Below are 14,439 nucleotides of genomic sequence, written 5' to 3'. Positions count from 1 at the left end.
TGCCTCAAGACGGCCCGGCGGCAGGGGCATCACGGTACGAGGACGTCGTCGGCGGGCGGGGACAGCTCGTCGGACAGGGCACCGGTGACCGCGGCGAGAGTGTCGATGTGGTGGGCGAGCCAGACCATGAACTGGGTGTCGGCCGACCTGATGTCCATCCTGAGCGCCCGTGAGGCCCGGTCGAGCTTGTAGAGCATCGTGTTGCGGTGCAGCTTCAGCGTCCGGGCCGCGGCGTTCAGATTGCCCGCCGACCTGATGTAGGCGATGACCACCTGCTCCAGGTCTCCGCTCTGGCTGTGCACCCGCCGCAGCGACTCCAGGATCTCGCGCGCGAAGGCCCTTCCCTCCGCGCTGGCCGCCACCTCCTTGAGCGCGGCGTAGACGCGCAGGTCGTCGTAACCGCAGACGGGCGAGGCGTCGGTGTGGCGCGCCAGGCCCATCGCGACCCTCGCCTCGTAGTAGCTCGCCGCCACGCCCGCCGCGCCCCTGCCGGGGCGGCCCGAGGTGACCCTGAGGTCGTCGCCCAGGTGGGCGCGCAGGCTCCGGTGGAGATGCTGGGCGAACTGCGCGACGGCGCGCTGCTCGGCGAGCGGGTCGGCCGCCGCGCCCGTCGCCGCCACCTGGCGGATCACCACGATGAACGTGCCGACGGCGGCGGCCATGGTCCACCTGTCCGCCGAGGGCTCGACGGCCTGGGCGATCCGCGTCACGGCCGCGGCCCGCCGCTCGTCCCTGCGGCCGGCCGGCAGTAGCGCGCCCGCCGTCGCGGCGAACACGGCGAACCGTCCGGCGGTGTCGAACCCGTGGTGGCGGGCTCGCGCCTCCAGCTCGTGCGGGTCGGCGAAGCGCCCGTGCGCGAGCGCCTCCACGAAGTCGCCCCGCGCCCGTTCCTCCGCCGCCCTCACCGAGCGCTGGCGCAGCATCTCCGACCCGGTCAGCGTCGCGCCGTGCTCGGCGATGACCCGGTGCTGGGCGAGATCGTGCTCGTCGGACGGCCAGGACGGCTCGATCAGGACCAGCCTGCCGTACAGCTCGCCGCCGACGACGATCGGCGCGATCAGCACGTGGGTGGCGTGGGCCGGCCCCTCCCTTCGCAGGTCGAGCTCGATCAGGCCCGCCGCCGTGCCGTACCGGTCGCGCAGGTCGGGAAGGCGCTCGGCCAGCAGGCCGCCGATCTCCTCGGGGTCGCAGCCGGTGCCGTCGAAACCCGCGCAGGCCAGCGTCTCCCCGTCGGCGTCCATCGCCATGACGGGGCAGCGCGACAGGCCCGTGATGGCGCGCGCCATGGCGGGGATCCCCGATCCGCGCGCGAGCACCTCGGCCAGCGCGCGGTGCACCCGGGTGCTGTACTCCAGGACGTGGCTCGTCTGGGCGAGCGCCTTCTGCCCCACGAGCCGGCTCACCGCGCGGTAGTCGGCCTCCGCGGGCAGGATGAGCAGCAGGATGCCCGCCGCGTCCGCCGCGCGGGTCGCGGCCGCCAGGCCCGCGGGATCGGCGAGCCGTCCGGCGGGCCCTTCCTGGGCCGCTGGGCCGTCAGGCGGGGACCAGGCCAGCAGCGCCGCCGCGCCGCGACCCGCGAGCTCCGCCACCAGGCCCTCGCCGCTCTCCCCTGTCAGCGTGGCGAGCGGCAGATGCACGGCGACGCCTGAGAGGTCACGGGGCGGCCCCTCCCCAGAGGCGGCGCCGGAGCCGGCCCTGGGGGTGGCCCCGGAGATGGCGTGATGGCCGACCTCCGACAGCGGCAGGCACCAGGACGCGGTACGGCCCAGCCCCGCCTCTCCGCCGATGACCCGCCCGCGTAACAGGGGCTCCGCCAGGAGCGTCCTGATCGGGACGTGTCCGTTGCCGTCGATTCCGTCGGTGCCGTCGGTGCCGTCGGTGCCGTCGGTGCCGTCGATGGTCAGGTGTGGATGTGCCATGTGCCCAAATCCTGTCCCGCTGGTTCGGCGGATTGTCTGTTGCCCGGGGTCAGGCTCCCTCCGAGACTGACGGTGTGTGAAGGTCCCGTCCCCAGCGGGAGGAGTTGTTCATCAGTCTGGATTTCCCGCGCCAGGTGGGCAATAGCCGATTTCTCCGGCGCGGCGTCCTTCTTTTGCATGCCTATTCTCAGGAAAACGACGGAGGAAAAGTGCACCGCGTCTTTCGGCTGACCCTTGAGGACGCCCTCGTCATGCTGTCCGCCGCCGAGGAGGAGGCGCACAGGATCGGCGTCGAACAGACCATTTGCATCGCCGACGACGGCGCCCATCCGATCGCGCTGCACCGGATGACCGGAGCCCGGCTCACCGGCGTCGAGATAGCGATGGCGAAGGCGTTCACCGCCGCCGGGCACCGGCGGGACACGCACCGCTTCAACGAACCGCCGGACGGCCCCGCGCTGCCGGGCAACGAGGCCTTCGGGATCGGCCACATGCATCCGGGCAAGTTCGCGATCTTCGTGGGCGGGTTCCCGATCGTCCACGAGGGACAGGTGGTGGGCGCGGTGGGGGTGAGCGGCGGCAACGGCGAGCAGGACAAGGCGGTGGGCGCCGCCGCCCTGCGCGCCTTCCGCGAGAAGGTCGCGCCCTCGGCGGCATGACGGCCTGCCCACCGGAGCGCGGCGGCGCGGCGCCCTCCCTGCCCGGGCGTGACGTGAATCCTTTCGGGGTGCTTACGTCCTGCCGCGGAAGCTGTCCGCCCGGTCGTGCGGCGGCGATCATAACGGTCGTCCCCACACGTCGAGGAGTACCAGAATGAGATCATCTCTGTATCGCGCCAGCGCGGTGGCGGGGCTGGGCTGCGCCGTCCTGCTGCTGGTCAACGTCGCCCGCCGTGGCGGGTTACTGCCCGAGACCGCCTTCACGCACTCCATCGCGCCGCTCGCGCCGCTGGCAGGGCTGCTGGCGGTCACGGGTCTCTACCTGCTGATCCGCCACCGGGCGGGTGGGCTCGGCCTGGCCGGCTTCCTGCTCAACGCGGCCGGGCTCGCCGGCGCGTTCGCCATCGAGTACAGCCTGCACTTCGTCTTCCCCTACCTCGGGCGGTCGGCGACCGGCGAGTTGCTGGCCGGAGGGACGGGGCGGGCCTTCCTCGTCACCTCGGTCATCCTGCTGGCGGGCGTTCTCACCTTCGGCCTCGCGGCGCTGCGGTCGGGCTCGCTCCCCGTCGTGGCGGTCGTCCTCTACATGGCCGGGATGGTCCCCGGCTCGCTCAGGAGCGCGGTGCCGCTGCCGGTGTACCTGGCCGGTCTGGCAGCCGCCGCGGTCGGCATCGCCTGGATGACCGCGGGGCTGTGGAGGGCGTCCGACGACGCCCCTGTCGCCACGACCTGACGGGCGGCCGGTGCCGGCAGGCCCTCGCGGGAGCGGATCGCGCGCCATCGTGGCCCTGCTCGCCGGCGACGCCAGGTTCACCACGCCGCCGCTGCCCGCATGGCTCGCCGGCGACGCCAGGTTCACCACGCCGCCGCTGCCCGCATGGTTCGCCGGCCGCGACGACATCCGCCGGTTCTTCGCCGAACGCGTCTTCGCCACCCCGCGGCGGCCGGCGCCGCGGCCGCTGCGGCCTTCCCGAGGAGCTTCCGGCATCCTGAGGCGGGTGCGGCCGCGCAGGCCGGCAGGGGGACGGTGGTTGAAGAGAGCCCTCGATTGCGGTCGGGTGGTGGGATGGAAGAGGAACCGGTCACACTGCTCTTCACCTGGGACGTCGCGCCAGGCAGGCGGGAGGCGTTCGAGCGCTGGCTGTACGACGTCAACGCCGCCGCCATGAAGTTCTCCGGCCATCTGGGGGTGACCTGGCTGCGGCCAGGAGAGAAGGAGGGCCGGTACTTCGCGATCCTGCGGTTCACCGACGTCACGAGCCTGAAGCGCTGGCTGAACTCCAATGAGAGGGCGACCTGGGTGGACAGGCTGGATGGCATCGCCACCGAGGCGGAGCCGAGGGTGTCCACGACGGGGATGGAATCGTGGTTCAGCCTGCCGCACTGCACGGTGGCGCCGCCGTCGCGGTGGAAGACGGCGTTGACCTCGTTCGTGGCCGTCTACCCGTGCGTGCTGCTGTTCCAGTGGCTGCTGGCGGGCAGGATCGCGAGCCTCCCTCTGCCGTTGCCGCTGCGCGCCATGACGCTGCCCGCGATGCTGTCGCCGCTGCTGACCTACGCCCTCATGCCGCTGCTGAGCCGGGTGCTGCGCCGCTGGCTGTACCGGTAGCGATCCCCGCTGGAGCGGTCACGGCCCGCCTCAGCCGCGCCGCCGGCAGGGACAGGCGTGCCGGAAAGCGGCTTGCAAGCGGCCGGCTCTATCACTGGGTCAGACACCTGGAGGAGCCCCCATGACAGTCCTGTCGGCCCTGCCGTCCGCGAAACGCGGCGCAGTCCTCCTCTCGCTCGCGGGAGCGTTCCTGGCGGGTTGCGGGTCGACACCCGGGTCCGCCGCGAAGAGCGACGTGTCCGCGCAGGAGGCCGCCACGTCCACCACCACCCGGCTCACCCCGACCTTCGACGCGATCCTCACCGCCGTCGCCTAGACCGCACCGAAAGGAATGATCATGCTTCGACTGTTACTGGGCGTCGGGACCGCCGTCGCCGTCACGCTGGCCGGCCAGCCTGCGCAGGCCGCCGCACCCGCGTGGCGGATCGTCAAGGGCGTCGACATCGGCGAGAGCGCGACGGCCCTGCTGGACGTGGCCGCGTCGGGCACGCGCGACGCGTGGGCCGCCGGCTACGCCTGCAGCGCCGAGGACAGGGAAGGCTGCGCCGCGATCATCCGGTGGAACGGCTCGCGCTGGAGCAAGGCCAACCCGCCCGGGGCCGACCTCGAGCATGTCGAGGGTGTCAGCGCGGCCTCACCGACCGACGTGTGGGCGGTGGGCAACGGCACCGCCCCCTGGGCCGGCCACTGGACCGGCTCGCGGTGGACCGGCTACAAGCCGCTCGGCTCAGGGGCGGAGAGCAGGCTGGCGGACGTCGCCGTCTCGGGCGGCAGGCCGTGGCTCGTGGGCACCGTCAAGGGCAGCGGCGTGGTCCTGGGCTGGAACCGGGACAAGGGCTTCTACCGGGCGCACTCCCTGCCGGGCAAGCTCGAGGCCGTGACGTCGCGCGCGGGGACGGGCGAGATCTGGGCCGTCGGCTCGACCGGGACCCAGCCGCTGATCGTCCGCGGCACCGACGGCGGCAGGACGTGGAAGCTCACCCCCGCCCCCTCGATCCCTGACGGGCACCTGACACGCGTGTGGCAGGTCGCCGGCGGGGACGTCTGGGCCGTCGGGTACGCGGGCAAGACGTCCTATGACCACAAGGACTTCCTCGCCTCCAGGCCGATAGCGCTCCACTACGACGGCAGGTCATGGCGTCAGGTGGCCGTCCCCGTGGCCAGGGGACGGCTGACCGGCCTGACCAGCGACGCCGCAGGCACCGTCTGGGCCAGCGGCGTCGACTTCGCGCACGGCAGGCGGATCATGTTCCTGCGGTACGCCGGGGACAGGCTGACCGCCTCCTACGGACCCGAGCTGCCCCTGCGGGAGCAGCGCGAGTACGACCACCAGACGGTGACGAGGACGTCGATCACCAGGATCCCCGGATCGAGCGGCCTCTGGGCGGTCGCGGCCGCCGGCGGCGGCGACTTCGAGAGCCACTTCCTGCTCACGTACGGCTGAGCCAGGCCGGGGGCCGCTACGTGGGCATGAGGACCCTGTCGATGAGGTGCACGGTGGCGTTGCCGGTCCGCCGCGGCGGGCGGCGCGCCTCCCGGCCCAAGGAGCGGCGAAACATGACAATGCCGCCACCGGCGGGGTAGGCACTGGGCATGACTCGCTGCCTGGTCACGGGGGCCACCGGGTACATCGGCGGCAGGCTCGTGCCCGAACTGCTGGCGGCAGGCCACGACGTCCGCTGCATGGTGCGCTCGGCGGGGCGGCTGCGCGATCTGCCGTGGGCGGGCAGGACCGAGATCGCCGAGGCCGACGCGCGCGACCCCGAGCGCGTGGCCGCGGCCCTGCGCGGGATCGACGTCGCCTACTACCTCATCCACGGCATGAGCGGCGGGCGGGGCTTCGCCGCCTCCGACCGGGACGCCGCGCGCACGTTCGCGGTGGCGGCACGGCGTGCGAGGGTTCGCAGGGTGGTCTATCTCGGCGGGCTCACCCCTGACGCCGGCGAGGGGCACCGGCTGTCGGCGCACATGAGCTCGCGGGCCGAGGTCGGCGAGATCTTCCTGGCGTCCGGCGTGCCCAGTGTGGTGCTCAGAGCCGCGGTGATCATCGGGTCGGGCTCGGCCTCCTTCGAGATGCTGCGGTACCTGGCGGAGCGGCTGCCGGTGATGACGACGCCGCGCTGGGTACGCAGCCGTACCCAGCCGATCGCCGTCCGGGACGTGCTCCGCTACCTGGTGGCGTGGGCGGGGATCGCCGAGGAGGTCAACAGCGGGTTCGACATCGGCGGGCCCGACGTGCTGACCTACGCCGAGATGATGCGGCGCTACGCCGCCGTGGCAGGGCTGCCGCCACGGCTGATCATTCCCGTGCCGCTGCTGACCCCGAGACTGTCGAGTCTCTGGGTCGGGCTGGTCACGCCGGTCCCCGCGGCGATCGCGCGCCCCCTGGTGGAGTCGCTGCGCAGCCAGGCGGTGTGCCGCGAGCACGACATCGCCCGGTACGTCGCCGACCCCGAGGGCGGCCTGATCGGCTTCGACCGGGCCGTCTCGCTGGCCCTTCAGAAGATCAAGGAGGCCGATGTGGCGACCAGGTGGTCCTCGGCCGCCATGCCGGGGGCTCCGAGCGATCCCCTGCCCACCGATCCCGATTGGGCGGGCGGCAGCCTCTACATCGACCGGCGCGCCATCACCGTCGCGGCCGACCCCGAGGCCCTGTGGCGGGTCATCGAGGGGATCGGCGGCGAGAACGGCTGGTACTCCCTTCCCGTCGCCTGGAAGGTCCGCGGCGCGCTCGACCGGATGGTCGGTGGCGTGGGCCTGCGCCGCGGCCGCCGGGACCCCCTGCGGCTGAGGGTGGGCGACTCCATCGACTTCTGGCGCGTCGAGGAGATCGAGCAGGGGCGCCTGCTCCGCCTGCGGGCCGAGATGCGGCTGCCTGGTCTTGCCTGGCTGGAGCTGAGCCAGGGCGTCGAGGATGGGCGGACCGTCTACCGTCAGCGGGCCGTCTTCCACCCGCACGGCCTGCTCGGCCACCTCTACTGGTGGTCGATCCTCCCCTTCCACGGCCTGATCTTCGGCCGGATGCCGAGGAACGTGGCGGCCGCGGCCAGGGGCCTCATGGGGCGAGGTGCGGTGTGACGGCCCGCTGGATGGCCGTGGCCCTGGTCAGGAAGTCGAGGATCAATTCCAGCTGCTCGTCGGTGTAGCCGCCGTAGAGCTCGGTGAGCCCCGAGACCAGCCCGTCGAACAGGCTCCCGAAGCCGGCCAGCCTGCCGTAGTCGACCTCGACGATCACCCTGCGCTTGTCACGGGGGTCGCGGGTGCGGTGGGCCAGGCCCTTGGCTTCCAGGCGGTCGATCAGCCCGCTGACCGACGCGGGGGCCAGTCCCGTGTGCTGGCTGATCTCTCCTGCCGTCATCGGCCCGTTCCGCTGGAGCAGGTCGAGCGCCTTCTCCTCCGTCATGCCCAGGCCGATGCGCGCCGCGACCGCGGTGTGGAACATCACCGCCGCGTTGCTGTTGTCCCGGCCTGCGACGAACAGCGCTTCGAGAAGTTTCTTTCGGTGTTCCGAAATATCTGTTGACACGAGCCTCCCCCTCCGGCCTATATTTCGTTCGGCCGAACGAAATAACTATGGAGAGGGTAACACGATGAAGGCTCTGATCATCGGATGCGGCATCGGCGGGCCCGCGACGGCGATGGCGTTCCAGCGCGTGGGCATCGACGCGGAGATCTTCGAGGCCTACGACGTGACCGCCGACAACGTCGGCTCGTTCCTGAACGTCGCCTCGAACGGCCTGGACGCCCTGCGCACCCTGGGCGCGCACAAGGAGGTCCTGACGGCGGGCATTCCGACCCCCCGCATGGTCATGTGGAGCGGGACGGGCAAGCGCCTCGGCGAGGTCGCCAACGGGCTGGCACTGGACGACGGCACGGTGAGCCACACCATCCAGCGCTCCGACCTGTACCGCATCGTCCGCGACGAGGCCGTCAGGCGCGGCATCACCGTCTCGTACGGCAAGCGCATGGTCGCCTACCAGGAGACGTCCAGCGGCGTCACCGCCCGGTTCGAGGACGGCACCGAGGCGACGGGCGACCTGCTCATCGCGGCCGACGGCGTGCACTCCCGCACCCGCGCACTGCTCGACCCGGCCGCGCCCGCCCCCCGCTACAGCGGGCTGTACAGCTTCGGCGGCATCGTCAAGGACGCCGACTTCACCGGCGAGGTGGGCGTCTACAACATGATCTTCGGCAAGAGGGCCTTCTTCGGCTACACCGTGGCGGCCTCGGGCGAGACCTGGTGGTTCGCCAACTTGCCGCGCGAGCTCGGCGACGTGCCCGCCGACTGGAAGGCCACGCTGATCGAGGCGTTCTCGGGCGACGACAACTTCGCCGCCGAGCTGATCCGGCGCAGCTCGATCGACCTGGCGCTGCCGATCCACGACCTGCCGCCCGTGCCGACCTGGCACCGGGGCAGGGTCCTGCTCACCGGCGACGCCGCGCACGCCACCTCCCCCAGCTCGGGACAGGGCGGCTCCATGGCGATCGAGGACGCTCTCGTGCTGGCCGCGGCCCTGCGCGACGAGGCCGACCACGAGGCGGCGTTCGCCTGCTACGAGCGGCAGCGCCGCGAGCGGGTCGAGCGCGTGGTGGCCTGGTCGAGGAAGATCAGCAACAGCAAGGCGGCGGGGCCGGTGGCCCGGGTCTTCCGCGACCTGATGCTCCCGATCTTCCTCAAGAAGTCGGCCGGCGACGAGTCGCTCGCCTGGATGTACCGGCACCACATCGCGCTCTGAGCGGCACGGCGAGCGTGCCACCCCCTGTCCACCGCGAGCGCGCCACCTTCAACGTCATGGGCACGATCTCGGCCCGGGTCCCGCTGCGCGACGACAGGCCTCTGGCCGGTCCCGCGGAGCGCTGGATCGCAGCCTGCGCCCCCACCTCGGCTGAACCCGCCCCCGCGCCGACGCGTCCGCCCCGGCGGGCTCCCCCGGCGGCGGGCGGAACGCCTAACCTGGGCGGGACGGCGAGCTGGGAGGACGCGGTGGGGCGCAGGCCGACGATCGACAGGGCCGAGCTGGAGCGGCTGGTCGGGGCGGGGATGAGCGTGCGGGAGCTGGCCGCGCACTTCGGGGTGAGCGAGTCGGGGGTCCTGCAGGCCAAGCGGGCCGCGGGCCTGGCCAAGCCGCAGCTCGACCACGGCGGGGCGCTTCCGTGGACGCTCAGCCGTACGCACGCGCAGTCGGGGCCCGCCACCAACCTGCGGAACCTGTCGGCGGCGGCGCAGGGGGCGCGGGTGGCGCCCGAGCGGTTGAACACCGCGCTGCGGTGGGCGCGACGGCTGGTGGAGCAGGGACTGGATGTGGCCTACGACCCGGTGGAGGGGTTCACGGAGGTCCCCGCGCCACCATCGGGCTCACACGTCGCCGAGGTGCTCGGCCGGGCGGTGAAGGTCCTGGAAGCCGACTGACGCCGGCGTTTCGACTCTCGCCGCCAGGGCAGTCGGAGGGCCAATCACGGCCCATCGCGACAGACCCGGAGGCGTCAGATGACCACCTCAACTCTGATCTGGGTGGCCGTCATCGTGGTGGTGGTCATCGCCATCGCCGCAGTCGGTTACGCCCTACTGCAGCAGAAGCGCCGGACCCGACTTCAGGACAGGTTCGGGCCTGAATACGAGCGTACGGTCGCCGAGCACGACAACCGGCGCGAGGCGGAGCAGGAACTGCGCTCCCGTGAGCAGCGTGTCGCCGACCTCGACATCAGGCCACTCGCCCAGGACAGCCGGGCCGACTACGCCAGCCGCTGGATCGAGGTGCAGGAGCGCTTCGTCGACGCGCCCGGCTTCGCGGTGACCGAGGCGGACCAGTTGGTGACGTCGGTCATGGGCGATCGCGGCTATCCCACGCGCGACTTCGACGACAAGATCTCGACGCTGTCCGTCGGCCACGCGGAGACGCTCGGCCACTACCGGCTGGCCCATGAGATCAGCGGGCGCGCCGCCAGGAAGGAGGCCTCGACCGAGGAGCTCCGCCAGGCCATGGTGCACTACCGCGTGCTGTTCCACGAACTGCTGCACGACGACGCCCCTCAATCCGCCCGTCACGAACCAGGAGGACGGTGAACGATATGACCGAGCACAGGCACGCCGAGGACGCACTGCAGGTGCCGCCGCCACGCGCCGACCAGCCGCCCGAGGGCCGGCCAGGGGACCAGGAGGCCGTGGGAGCCGACACCCGCGACGAGCGCGCCGAGCAGCAGTGGCAGGGGCAGGAGCGTGAGGAGAGGATCCAGGACGACCGGACGCGCGAGGGCCGGTGGGAGGACCGCACCGAGGACGAGCACATGGCACAGGCCCGCGCGTCCCAGGAGGGCATGCCCGAGCAGGGCAGGCGGCAGCCGATGACCGACGCGGACCCCGAGAGCCCGCAGGACGACACCCGCTACCGCGACCCCTACGAGACGCGGACGCCTGACGACGTCCTCGCGACCGGCACCCGCGCCACCGACGCGGACATGAGAACCGGCGACACGGGGATGACCGGCGACATGAGGACCGGCGGGGAGCGGGCGGAGACCGCCGGGAGCGCGCGTGTGGAGACCCGCTCCGAGCAGGCCGCCTTCATGCTCGACCAGGATCCCGAGCAGATGCGCCTGCGCTGGCGCGAGGTCCAGGCCTGCTTCGTCGACGATCCCCGCCTGTCGGTCGAGCGCGCCGACACGCTGGTGGACGAGTTGCTGTCGACGCTCACCTCCCAGGCCGGCCACCTGCGCGACCGCTGGAAGAACGCGAGCGGGAGCGACACCGAGCAGCTGCGCCAGGCGCTGCGCGAGTACCGCTCGATGCTGGACCGGCTGCTCACCCTCACGTCGGCAGAAAGGTGATATGACATGCTCGCCATCGTCGCCGCGATCGTGTTCGGGCTCGGGTTCTTACTGGACCTGCTGAACACCAGGATCGCCGGGATCAGCGGTATGGCCTTCGTGCTTCTCGGCCTGTGCCTGCTCGCCCTTCACCAGGCGGGGATCGGAACGGCCAGCATCGGCAGCTACCGCGGAGGCTGGCGCCGTACCCGCCGCTAGACCGGACAGCCCGCACGGACGAAATGGGGCGCCCCCTGGATTCAGGGGGCGCCTCGCTCGTGCGCGTGGTCACCAGGTGGAACGCCGTGACCGGATGGAACGCCGCCTACACGTGGGCGACGGGTTCGGCGGTGGTGCGGGCGGCGTACTCGAACTCCCTGCGAGGGTCGGTCAGCGCGCCCAGCGCCGTGATGTCCCTGCGGAAGAACAGCGCGAGCGTCCAGTCCAGGAGCACGCGCACCTTCCTGTTCAGGGTCGGCATCTTCGTCAGGTGATACGTCCTGTGGATGAGCCACGCCAGCGCGCCCCGCAGCTTCACCCCGTAGATCTGCGCCACGCCCTTGTGCAGGCCGAGGCTGGCGACCGAGCCGGCGTAGGCGTGACGGTACGGCCTGCGCCGGGTGCCCCTGATCGTGGCCAGCAGGTTGTCGGCCATCACCCTGGCCTGCCGTACGGCGTGCTGCGCGTTGGGCGCGGTGAACTCGCCCGGCCTGGTCAGGTCGGGCACGGCCGCGCAGTCGCCCGCGGTGAAGACGTCGTCGTATCCCTCGACGTTGAGGAACGGCGTGGCCCGCACCCTGCCCTTGCCGTCGATGGGCAGGTCGCTCCGCGCCACGACGGGGTTGGGTTTGACGCCCGCCGTCCACACCAGCGTGTCCGTGTCGAACGCGGAGCCGTCGTCGAGCACGACGCGCCCGTCCTTGACCGATTCGAGCTTGGTCCTCAGGCGTACGTCGATGCCGCGGTGGCGTAGCTGCTCCAGCGTCCACATGCCCATCTCGGGTCCCACCTCGGGCAGGATGCGGTCGGTCGCCTCCACGAGGTACCACTTCAGGTCGGCCGGCTCGATGCTCGGGTAGTAGCGGCAGGCGTCGTGCGCCATGTCCTCCAGCTCGGCCAGGGCCTCCACGCCCGCGAAGCCCGCGCCGACGAACACGAACGTCAGCGCCTGGCGCCTGATCCTCTCGTCCTGGGTCGACTCGGCCAGGTCCATCTGGCCGAGGACGTGGTTGCGCAGGTGGATGGCCTCCTCGATGGTCTTGAACCCGATGCCGTTCTCGGCCAGGCCGGGGATGGGAAGGGTGCGGGAGACCGAGCCAGGGCAGACGACGAGCAGGTCGTAGCCGATCCTGCGTGGAGGGCCCTTGTGCGGCCTGAACTCCACCTCGTGCCGGCTGGTGTCGATGGCGTCGACCACGCCGTTGAGGATCGTGCAGCGGGGCAGAACCCTGCGCAAGGAGACGACGACGTGCCTGGCCTCGAGGTTGCCCGCCGCCGCTTCAGGCAGGAACGGCTGGTAGGTCATGTAGGAGTCGACGTCGATGAGGGTGATGTGCGCCTCGCCCCTGCGGAGCCTGCGCTGGAGTCGCAGCGCCGTGTACATCCCGACGGAGCCGCCACCGAGGATCACTATGCGAGGAGTCATCACGCTCCCTTACCCCCGAACCGCATCGTTACCGTGCTTCCGTCCCGCCCGGTGCGGAAGCCGATCCACCGGGCGAGGCTGCGGGCCACCCACAGGCCCATGCCGCTGGTCGCATGCGGCGGCGGAGGCGTGCTGCCAGGGCTGCCTTCGAGCTCCCAGCGGCCGTCGTCGTGCACTTCCACGACGACGTCGTCACGCTCGTGCCACACGCGCAGGCGCGCCCTGCCCGTTCCGTGGGTGACCGCGTTGGTCGCGACCTCGTTCACGGCGACGAGCAGGTCGGTGACCTCCTCGTCGGGCAGCCCCGCGGCGCGCGCGTGGACCGCGGCGAAGTTGCGGACCTCCGGCAGGTCGGAGAGTCGGAAGAGCACTTCCCTTGCCGGAGCGTCCGCGTTCTCGTCCACTGGAAGGACCCCTAGCGTTCTGCGATGAGTTCTGCCCTGAGCTGGTCGAGCACCTTGCGCAGGATGCGCGAGACGTGCATCTGCGAGATCCCGAACTCCGCGGCGATCTCGGCCTGGGTCATGTTGCCGAAGAAACGCAGGAGCAGGATGTTCTTCTCCCTGGTGGGCAGGGCGTCGATGAGAGGCTTGACGGCCTGCTGGTCGACCAGGTTGTTGAGCGCGTCGTCGTCGCCGGGGATGACGTCCCCGAGAGAGGCGGCGTCGTCGTCGGCGCCCAGCGGGGCGTCGAGCGAGAGCGTGCTGTAGGCGGCGGAGGCGTCCAGCGTGAGCAGCACGTCCTCCTCGGAGATGTTCATCTTGGCGGCCAGCTCCGCCACCGTGGGCGCGCGGCCCAGGTCCTGGCTGAGATCGGAGACCAGCCTGTTCAGCTCGGAGCGGCGCTCCTGGTAGAGCCGCGGCACCCTGATGGCCCAGGTGCGGTCGCGGAAGTGACGCTTGACCTCGCCTGTCATGGTGACGACGGCGTAGCCCCTGAAGGCGTGGCCGAGTGCGGCGTCGAAACCGTTGATGGCCTTCATGAGTCCGACGTAGGCGGCCTGCAGCAGGTCCTCCATCGGCTCGCCCCGGTAGCGGTAACGCCTGGCGATCTCCGTGGCCAGGGAGCGGTGCATCTCGACGACACGCTCGCGGACCCTTTCCCTGACAGAGTCGGGGGTGTCTTCCCTGACCATCTCCGCCAGCAGTTCCTCGGCGGTCATGTCTTCGAGGACTCGTTCCTGAACAGCCATTCCTGTCTGCTCCTCATATCTTCGCCGGCCGCACCCCCGCACAGCGAAAAAGCCCAGGCAGAGGCGCGCCTCGATGGAGGTCGCTCGTAAAGCCCTCTGCTGGACTTCGACTCCAGTTTTCCCACATTGGGATGGAGTATTCAACCCCAACCCGGTGACAGTAGGGTTGCCCTGCCAGACGGGCGACGACGAAGGAGGTCTTCTGTGACGATGTCGGAGAACGACGAGTGGCCGAAGGCCGCCCTGAGTCTGACGTCGTCAGTGGCAGGCGGGATTCCTGTGATCGTCGTGGAGGGCGTCCTCGACGCGACGACCAGGGAGCAGTTCGCCGACCACCTGAACGAGGTGGTCGCCGTCCACGGCCACGATCTGATCCTCGACATGGCCGGGGTCACGTTCATGGACTCGCGCGCGCTCGGCCTGATCGTCCACCACTGGCAGGGGTGCACGTCGGCGGGAGGAAGGTTCGCGCTGGTGGGGGTGCGCTACTCCCCGTCCAAGGTGATGTGGATCACCGGTCTTGCGCAGCGGCTGCCGCTCTACGAGACGCTCGACGAGGCGCTCGCGGCCCTCGACTGACCGCGGCCCGCGCCGACCAGCCCTGCGCGTGC

At 71.4% G+C, this 14,439-nt stretch carries 17 protein-coding genes; 12 read left to right on the top strand and 5 right to left on the bottom strand.

Annotation, left to right across the window (positions count from 1 at the left end):
- Positions 1-29: 29 nt before the first annotated feature.
- Complete coding sequence (locus AC3EO4_RS03470; RefSeq protein ID WP_431893637.1) at positions 30-1,919, bottom strand: helix-turn-helix domain-containing protein; 1,890 nt, start codon at positions 1,917-1,919, stop codon at positions 30-32.
- A 104-nt stretch (positions 1,920-2,023) separates the two neighbouring features.
- On the opposite strand from AC3EO4_RS03470, the gene AC3EO4_RS03465 reads away from it, so the two are divergent.
- From AC3EO4_RS03465 to AC3EO4_RS03440, 6 genes are all read left to right on the top strand, one after another.
- Complete coding sequence (locus AC3EO4_RS03465) at positions 2,024-2,578, top strand: GlcG/HbpS family heme-binding protein (protein ID WP_379578779.1); 555 nt, start codon at positions 2,024-2,026, stop codon at positions 2,576-2,578.
- Positions 2,579-2,732: 154 nt separating this feature from the next.
- Positions 2,733-3,311, top strand: a complete 579-nt coding sequence (locus AC3EO4_RS03460) for a hypothetical protein (protein ID WP_379578781.1) — start codon at positions 2,733-2,735, stop codon at positions 3,309-3,311.
- Between the two features lie 333 nt (positions 3,312-3,644).
- Positions 3,645-4,187: an antibiotic biosynthesis monooxygenase gene (locus AC3EO4_RS03455; protein ID WP_431893634.1), complete on the top strand. Its 543-nt coding sequence runs from the start codon at positions 3,645-3,647 to the stop codon at positions 4,185-4,187.
- Positions 4,188-4,308: 121 nt separating this feature from the next.
- Positions 4,309-4,503, top strand: a complete 195-nt coding sequence (locus AC3EO4_RS03450) for a hypothetical protein (protein ID WP_431893631.1) — start codon at positions 4,309-4,311, stop codon at positions 4,501-4,503.
- 21 nt (positions 4,504-4,524) lie between these two features.
- Positions 4,525-5,631, top strand: a complete 1,107-nt coding sequence (locus tag AC3EO4_RS03445; protein WP_431893629.1) for a hypothetical protein — start codon at positions 4,525-4,527, stop codon at positions 5,629-5,631.
- 149 nt (positions 5,632-5,780) lie between these two features.
- Complete coding sequence (locus AC3EO4_RS03440) at positions 5,781-7,265, top strand: SDR family oxidoreductase (protein ID WP_431893626.1); 1,485 nt, start codon at positions 5,781-5,783, stop codon at positions 7,263-7,265.
- On the opposite strand, the gene AC3EO4_RS03435 is transcribed toward AC3EO4_RS03440, so the two are convergent.
- Positions 7,243-7,713, bottom strand: coding sequence for a MarR family winged helix-turn-helix transcriptional regulator (locus tag AC3EO4_RS03435; RefSeq protein WP_379578791.1), 471 nt, complete (start codon positions 7,711-7,713; stop codon positions 7,243-7,245). The two genes, AC3EO4_RS03440 and AC3EO4_RS03435, sit on opposite strands and share 23 nt — an antisense overlap.
- A gap of 64 nt (positions 7,714-7,777) precedes the next feature.
- On the opposite strand from AC3EO4_RS03435, the gene AC3EO4_RS03430 reads away from it, so the two are divergent.
- From AC3EO4_RS03430 to AC3EO4_RS03410, 5 genes are all read left to right on the top strand, one after another.
- Positions 7,778-8,923: an FAD-dependent monooxygenase gene (locus tag AC3EO4_RS03430; RefSeq protein ID WP_431893623.1), complete on the top strand. Its 1,146-nt coding sequence runs from the start codon at positions 7,778-7,780 to the stop codon at positions 8,921-8,923.
- Positions 8,924-8,979: 56 nt separating this feature from the next.
- Positions 8,980-9,597 (top strand): hypothetical protein, encoded by a 618-nt coding sequence (locus AC3EO4_RS03425; protein ID WP_431893620.1) that lies wholly within the window; start codon positions 8,980-8,982, stop codon positions 9,595-9,597.
- 78 nt (positions 9,598-9,675) lie between these two features.
- A complete protein-coding gene (locus AC3EO4_RS03420) occupies positions 9,676-10,251 on the top strand; it encodes a hypothetical protein (RefSeq protein ID WP_379578797.1) in 576 nt (191 codons plus the stop codon).
- A complete protein-coding gene (locus AC3EO4_RS03415) occupies positions 10,248-11,012 on the top strand; it encodes a hypothetical protein (RefSeq protein WP_431893617.1) in 765 nt (254 codons plus the stop codon). The genes AC3EO4_RS03420 and AC3EO4_RS03415 overlap by 4 nt, the downstream gene beginning before the upstream one ends.
- Before the next feature lie 6 nt (positions 11,013-11,018).
- Positions 11,019-11,210, top strand: coding sequence for a hypothetical protein (locus AC3EO4_RS03410; RefSeq protein WP_379578801.1), 192 nt, complete (start codon positions 11,019-11,021; stop codon positions 11,208-11,210).
- 106 nt (positions 11,211-11,316) lie between these two features.
- Here the strand turns inward: AC3EO4_RS03410 and AC3EO4_RS03405 are convergent, their stop codons facing one another.
- The 3 genes from AC3EO4_RS03405 to AC3EO4_RS03395 are packed head-to-tail and all read right to left on the bottom strand — an operon-like array spanning position 11,317 to position 13,828.
- A complete protein-coding gene (locus tag AC3EO4_RS03405) occupies positions 11,317-12,636 on the bottom strand; it encodes an NAD(P)/FAD-dependent oxidoreductase (RefSeq protein ID WP_379578803.1) in 1,320 nt (439 codons plus the stop codon).
- Positions 12,636-13,007 carry an ATP-binding protein gene (locus tag AC3EO4_RS03400; RefSeq protein WP_488186328.1) on the bottom strand — a complete coding sequence of 124 codons (372 nt, stop codon included), beginning with the start codon at positions 13,005-13,007 and terminating at the stop codon, positions 12,636-12,638. The genes AC3EO4_RS03405 and AC3EO4_RS03400 overlap by 1 nt, the downstream gene beginning before the upstream one ends.
- 44 nt (positions 13,008-13,051) lie before the next feature.
- Positions 13,052-13,828, bottom strand: coding sequence for a SigB/SigF/SigG family RNA polymerase sigma factor (locus tag AC3EO4_RS03395; protein WP_379578807.1), 777 nt, complete (start codon positions 13,826-13,828; stop codon positions 13,052-13,054).
- A gap of 210 nt (positions 13,829-14,038) precedes the next feature.
- Between AC3EO4_RS03395 and AC3EO4_RS03390 the strand changes: the two genes are divergently transcribed.
- Positions 14,039-14,407 carry an STAS domain-containing protein gene (locus AC3EO4_RS03390; protein ID WP_379580237.1) on the top strand — a complete coding sequence of 123 codons (369 nt, stop codon included), beginning with the start codon at positions 14,039-14,041 and terminating at the stop codon, positions 14,405-14,407.
- The last annotated feature ends 32 nt before the right edge of the window (positions 14,408-14,439 follow it).

It is taken from the genome of Nonomuraea sp. bgisy101 (genome assembly GCF_057708945.1).
This window is presented reverse-complemented; position numbering and strand designations above follow the sequence as displayed.

Coding starts and splice junctions, on each gene's coding strand:
- AC3EO4_RS03470 (WP_431893637.1), bottom strand. CDS start 1,919: ATGGCACATCCACACCTGACCATCGACGGCACCGACGGCACCGACGGC.
- AC3EO4_RS03460 (WP_379578781.1), top strand. CDS start 2,733: ATGAGATCATCTCTGTATCGCGCCAGCGCGGTGGCGGGGCTGGGCTGC.
- AC3EO4_RS03455 (WP_431893634.1), top strand. CDS start 3,645: ATGGAAGAGGAACCGGTCACACTGCTCTTCACCTGGGACGTCGCGCCA.
- AC3EO4_RS03450 (WP_431893631.1), top strand. CDS start 4,309: ATGACAGTCCTGTCGGCCCTGCCGTCCGCGAAACGCGGCGCAGTCCTC.
- AC3EO4_RS03445 (WP_431893629.1), top strand. CDS start 4,525: ATGCTTCGACTGTTACTGGGCGTCGGGACCGCCGTCGCCGTCACGCTG.
- AC3EO4_RS03440 (WP_431893626.1), top strand. CDS start 5,781: ATGACTCGCTGCCTGGTCACGGGGGCCACCGGGTACATCGGCGGCAGG.
- AC3EO4_RS03430 (WP_431893623.1), top strand. CDS start 7,778: ATGAAGGCTCTGATCATCGGATGCGGCATCGGCGGGCCCGCGACGGCG.
- AC3EO4_RS03425 (WP_431893620.1), top strand. CDS start 8,980: ATGGGCACGATCTCGGCCCGGGTCCCGCTGCGCGACGACAGGCCTCTG.
- AC3EO4_RS03420 (WP_379578797.1), top strand. CDS start 9,676: ATGACCACCTCAACTCTGATCTGGGTGGCCGTCATCGTGGTGGTGGTC.
- AC3EO4_RS03410 (WP_379578801.1), top strand. CDS start 11,019: ATGCTCGCCATCGTCGCCGCGATCGTGTTCGGGCTCGGGTTCTTACTG.
- AC3EO4_RS03405 (WP_379578803.1), bottom strand. CDS start 12,636: ATGACTCCTCGCATAGTGATCCTCGGTGGCGGCTCCGTCGGGATGTAC.
- AC3EO4_RS03395 (WP_379578807.1), bottom strand. CDS start 13,828: ATGGCTGTTCAGGAACGAGTCCTCGAAGACATGACCGCCGAGGAACTG.
- AC3EO4_RS03390 (WP_379580237.1), top strand. CDS start 14,039: ATGTCGGAGAACGACGAGTGGCCGAAGGCCGCCCTGAGTCTGACGTCG.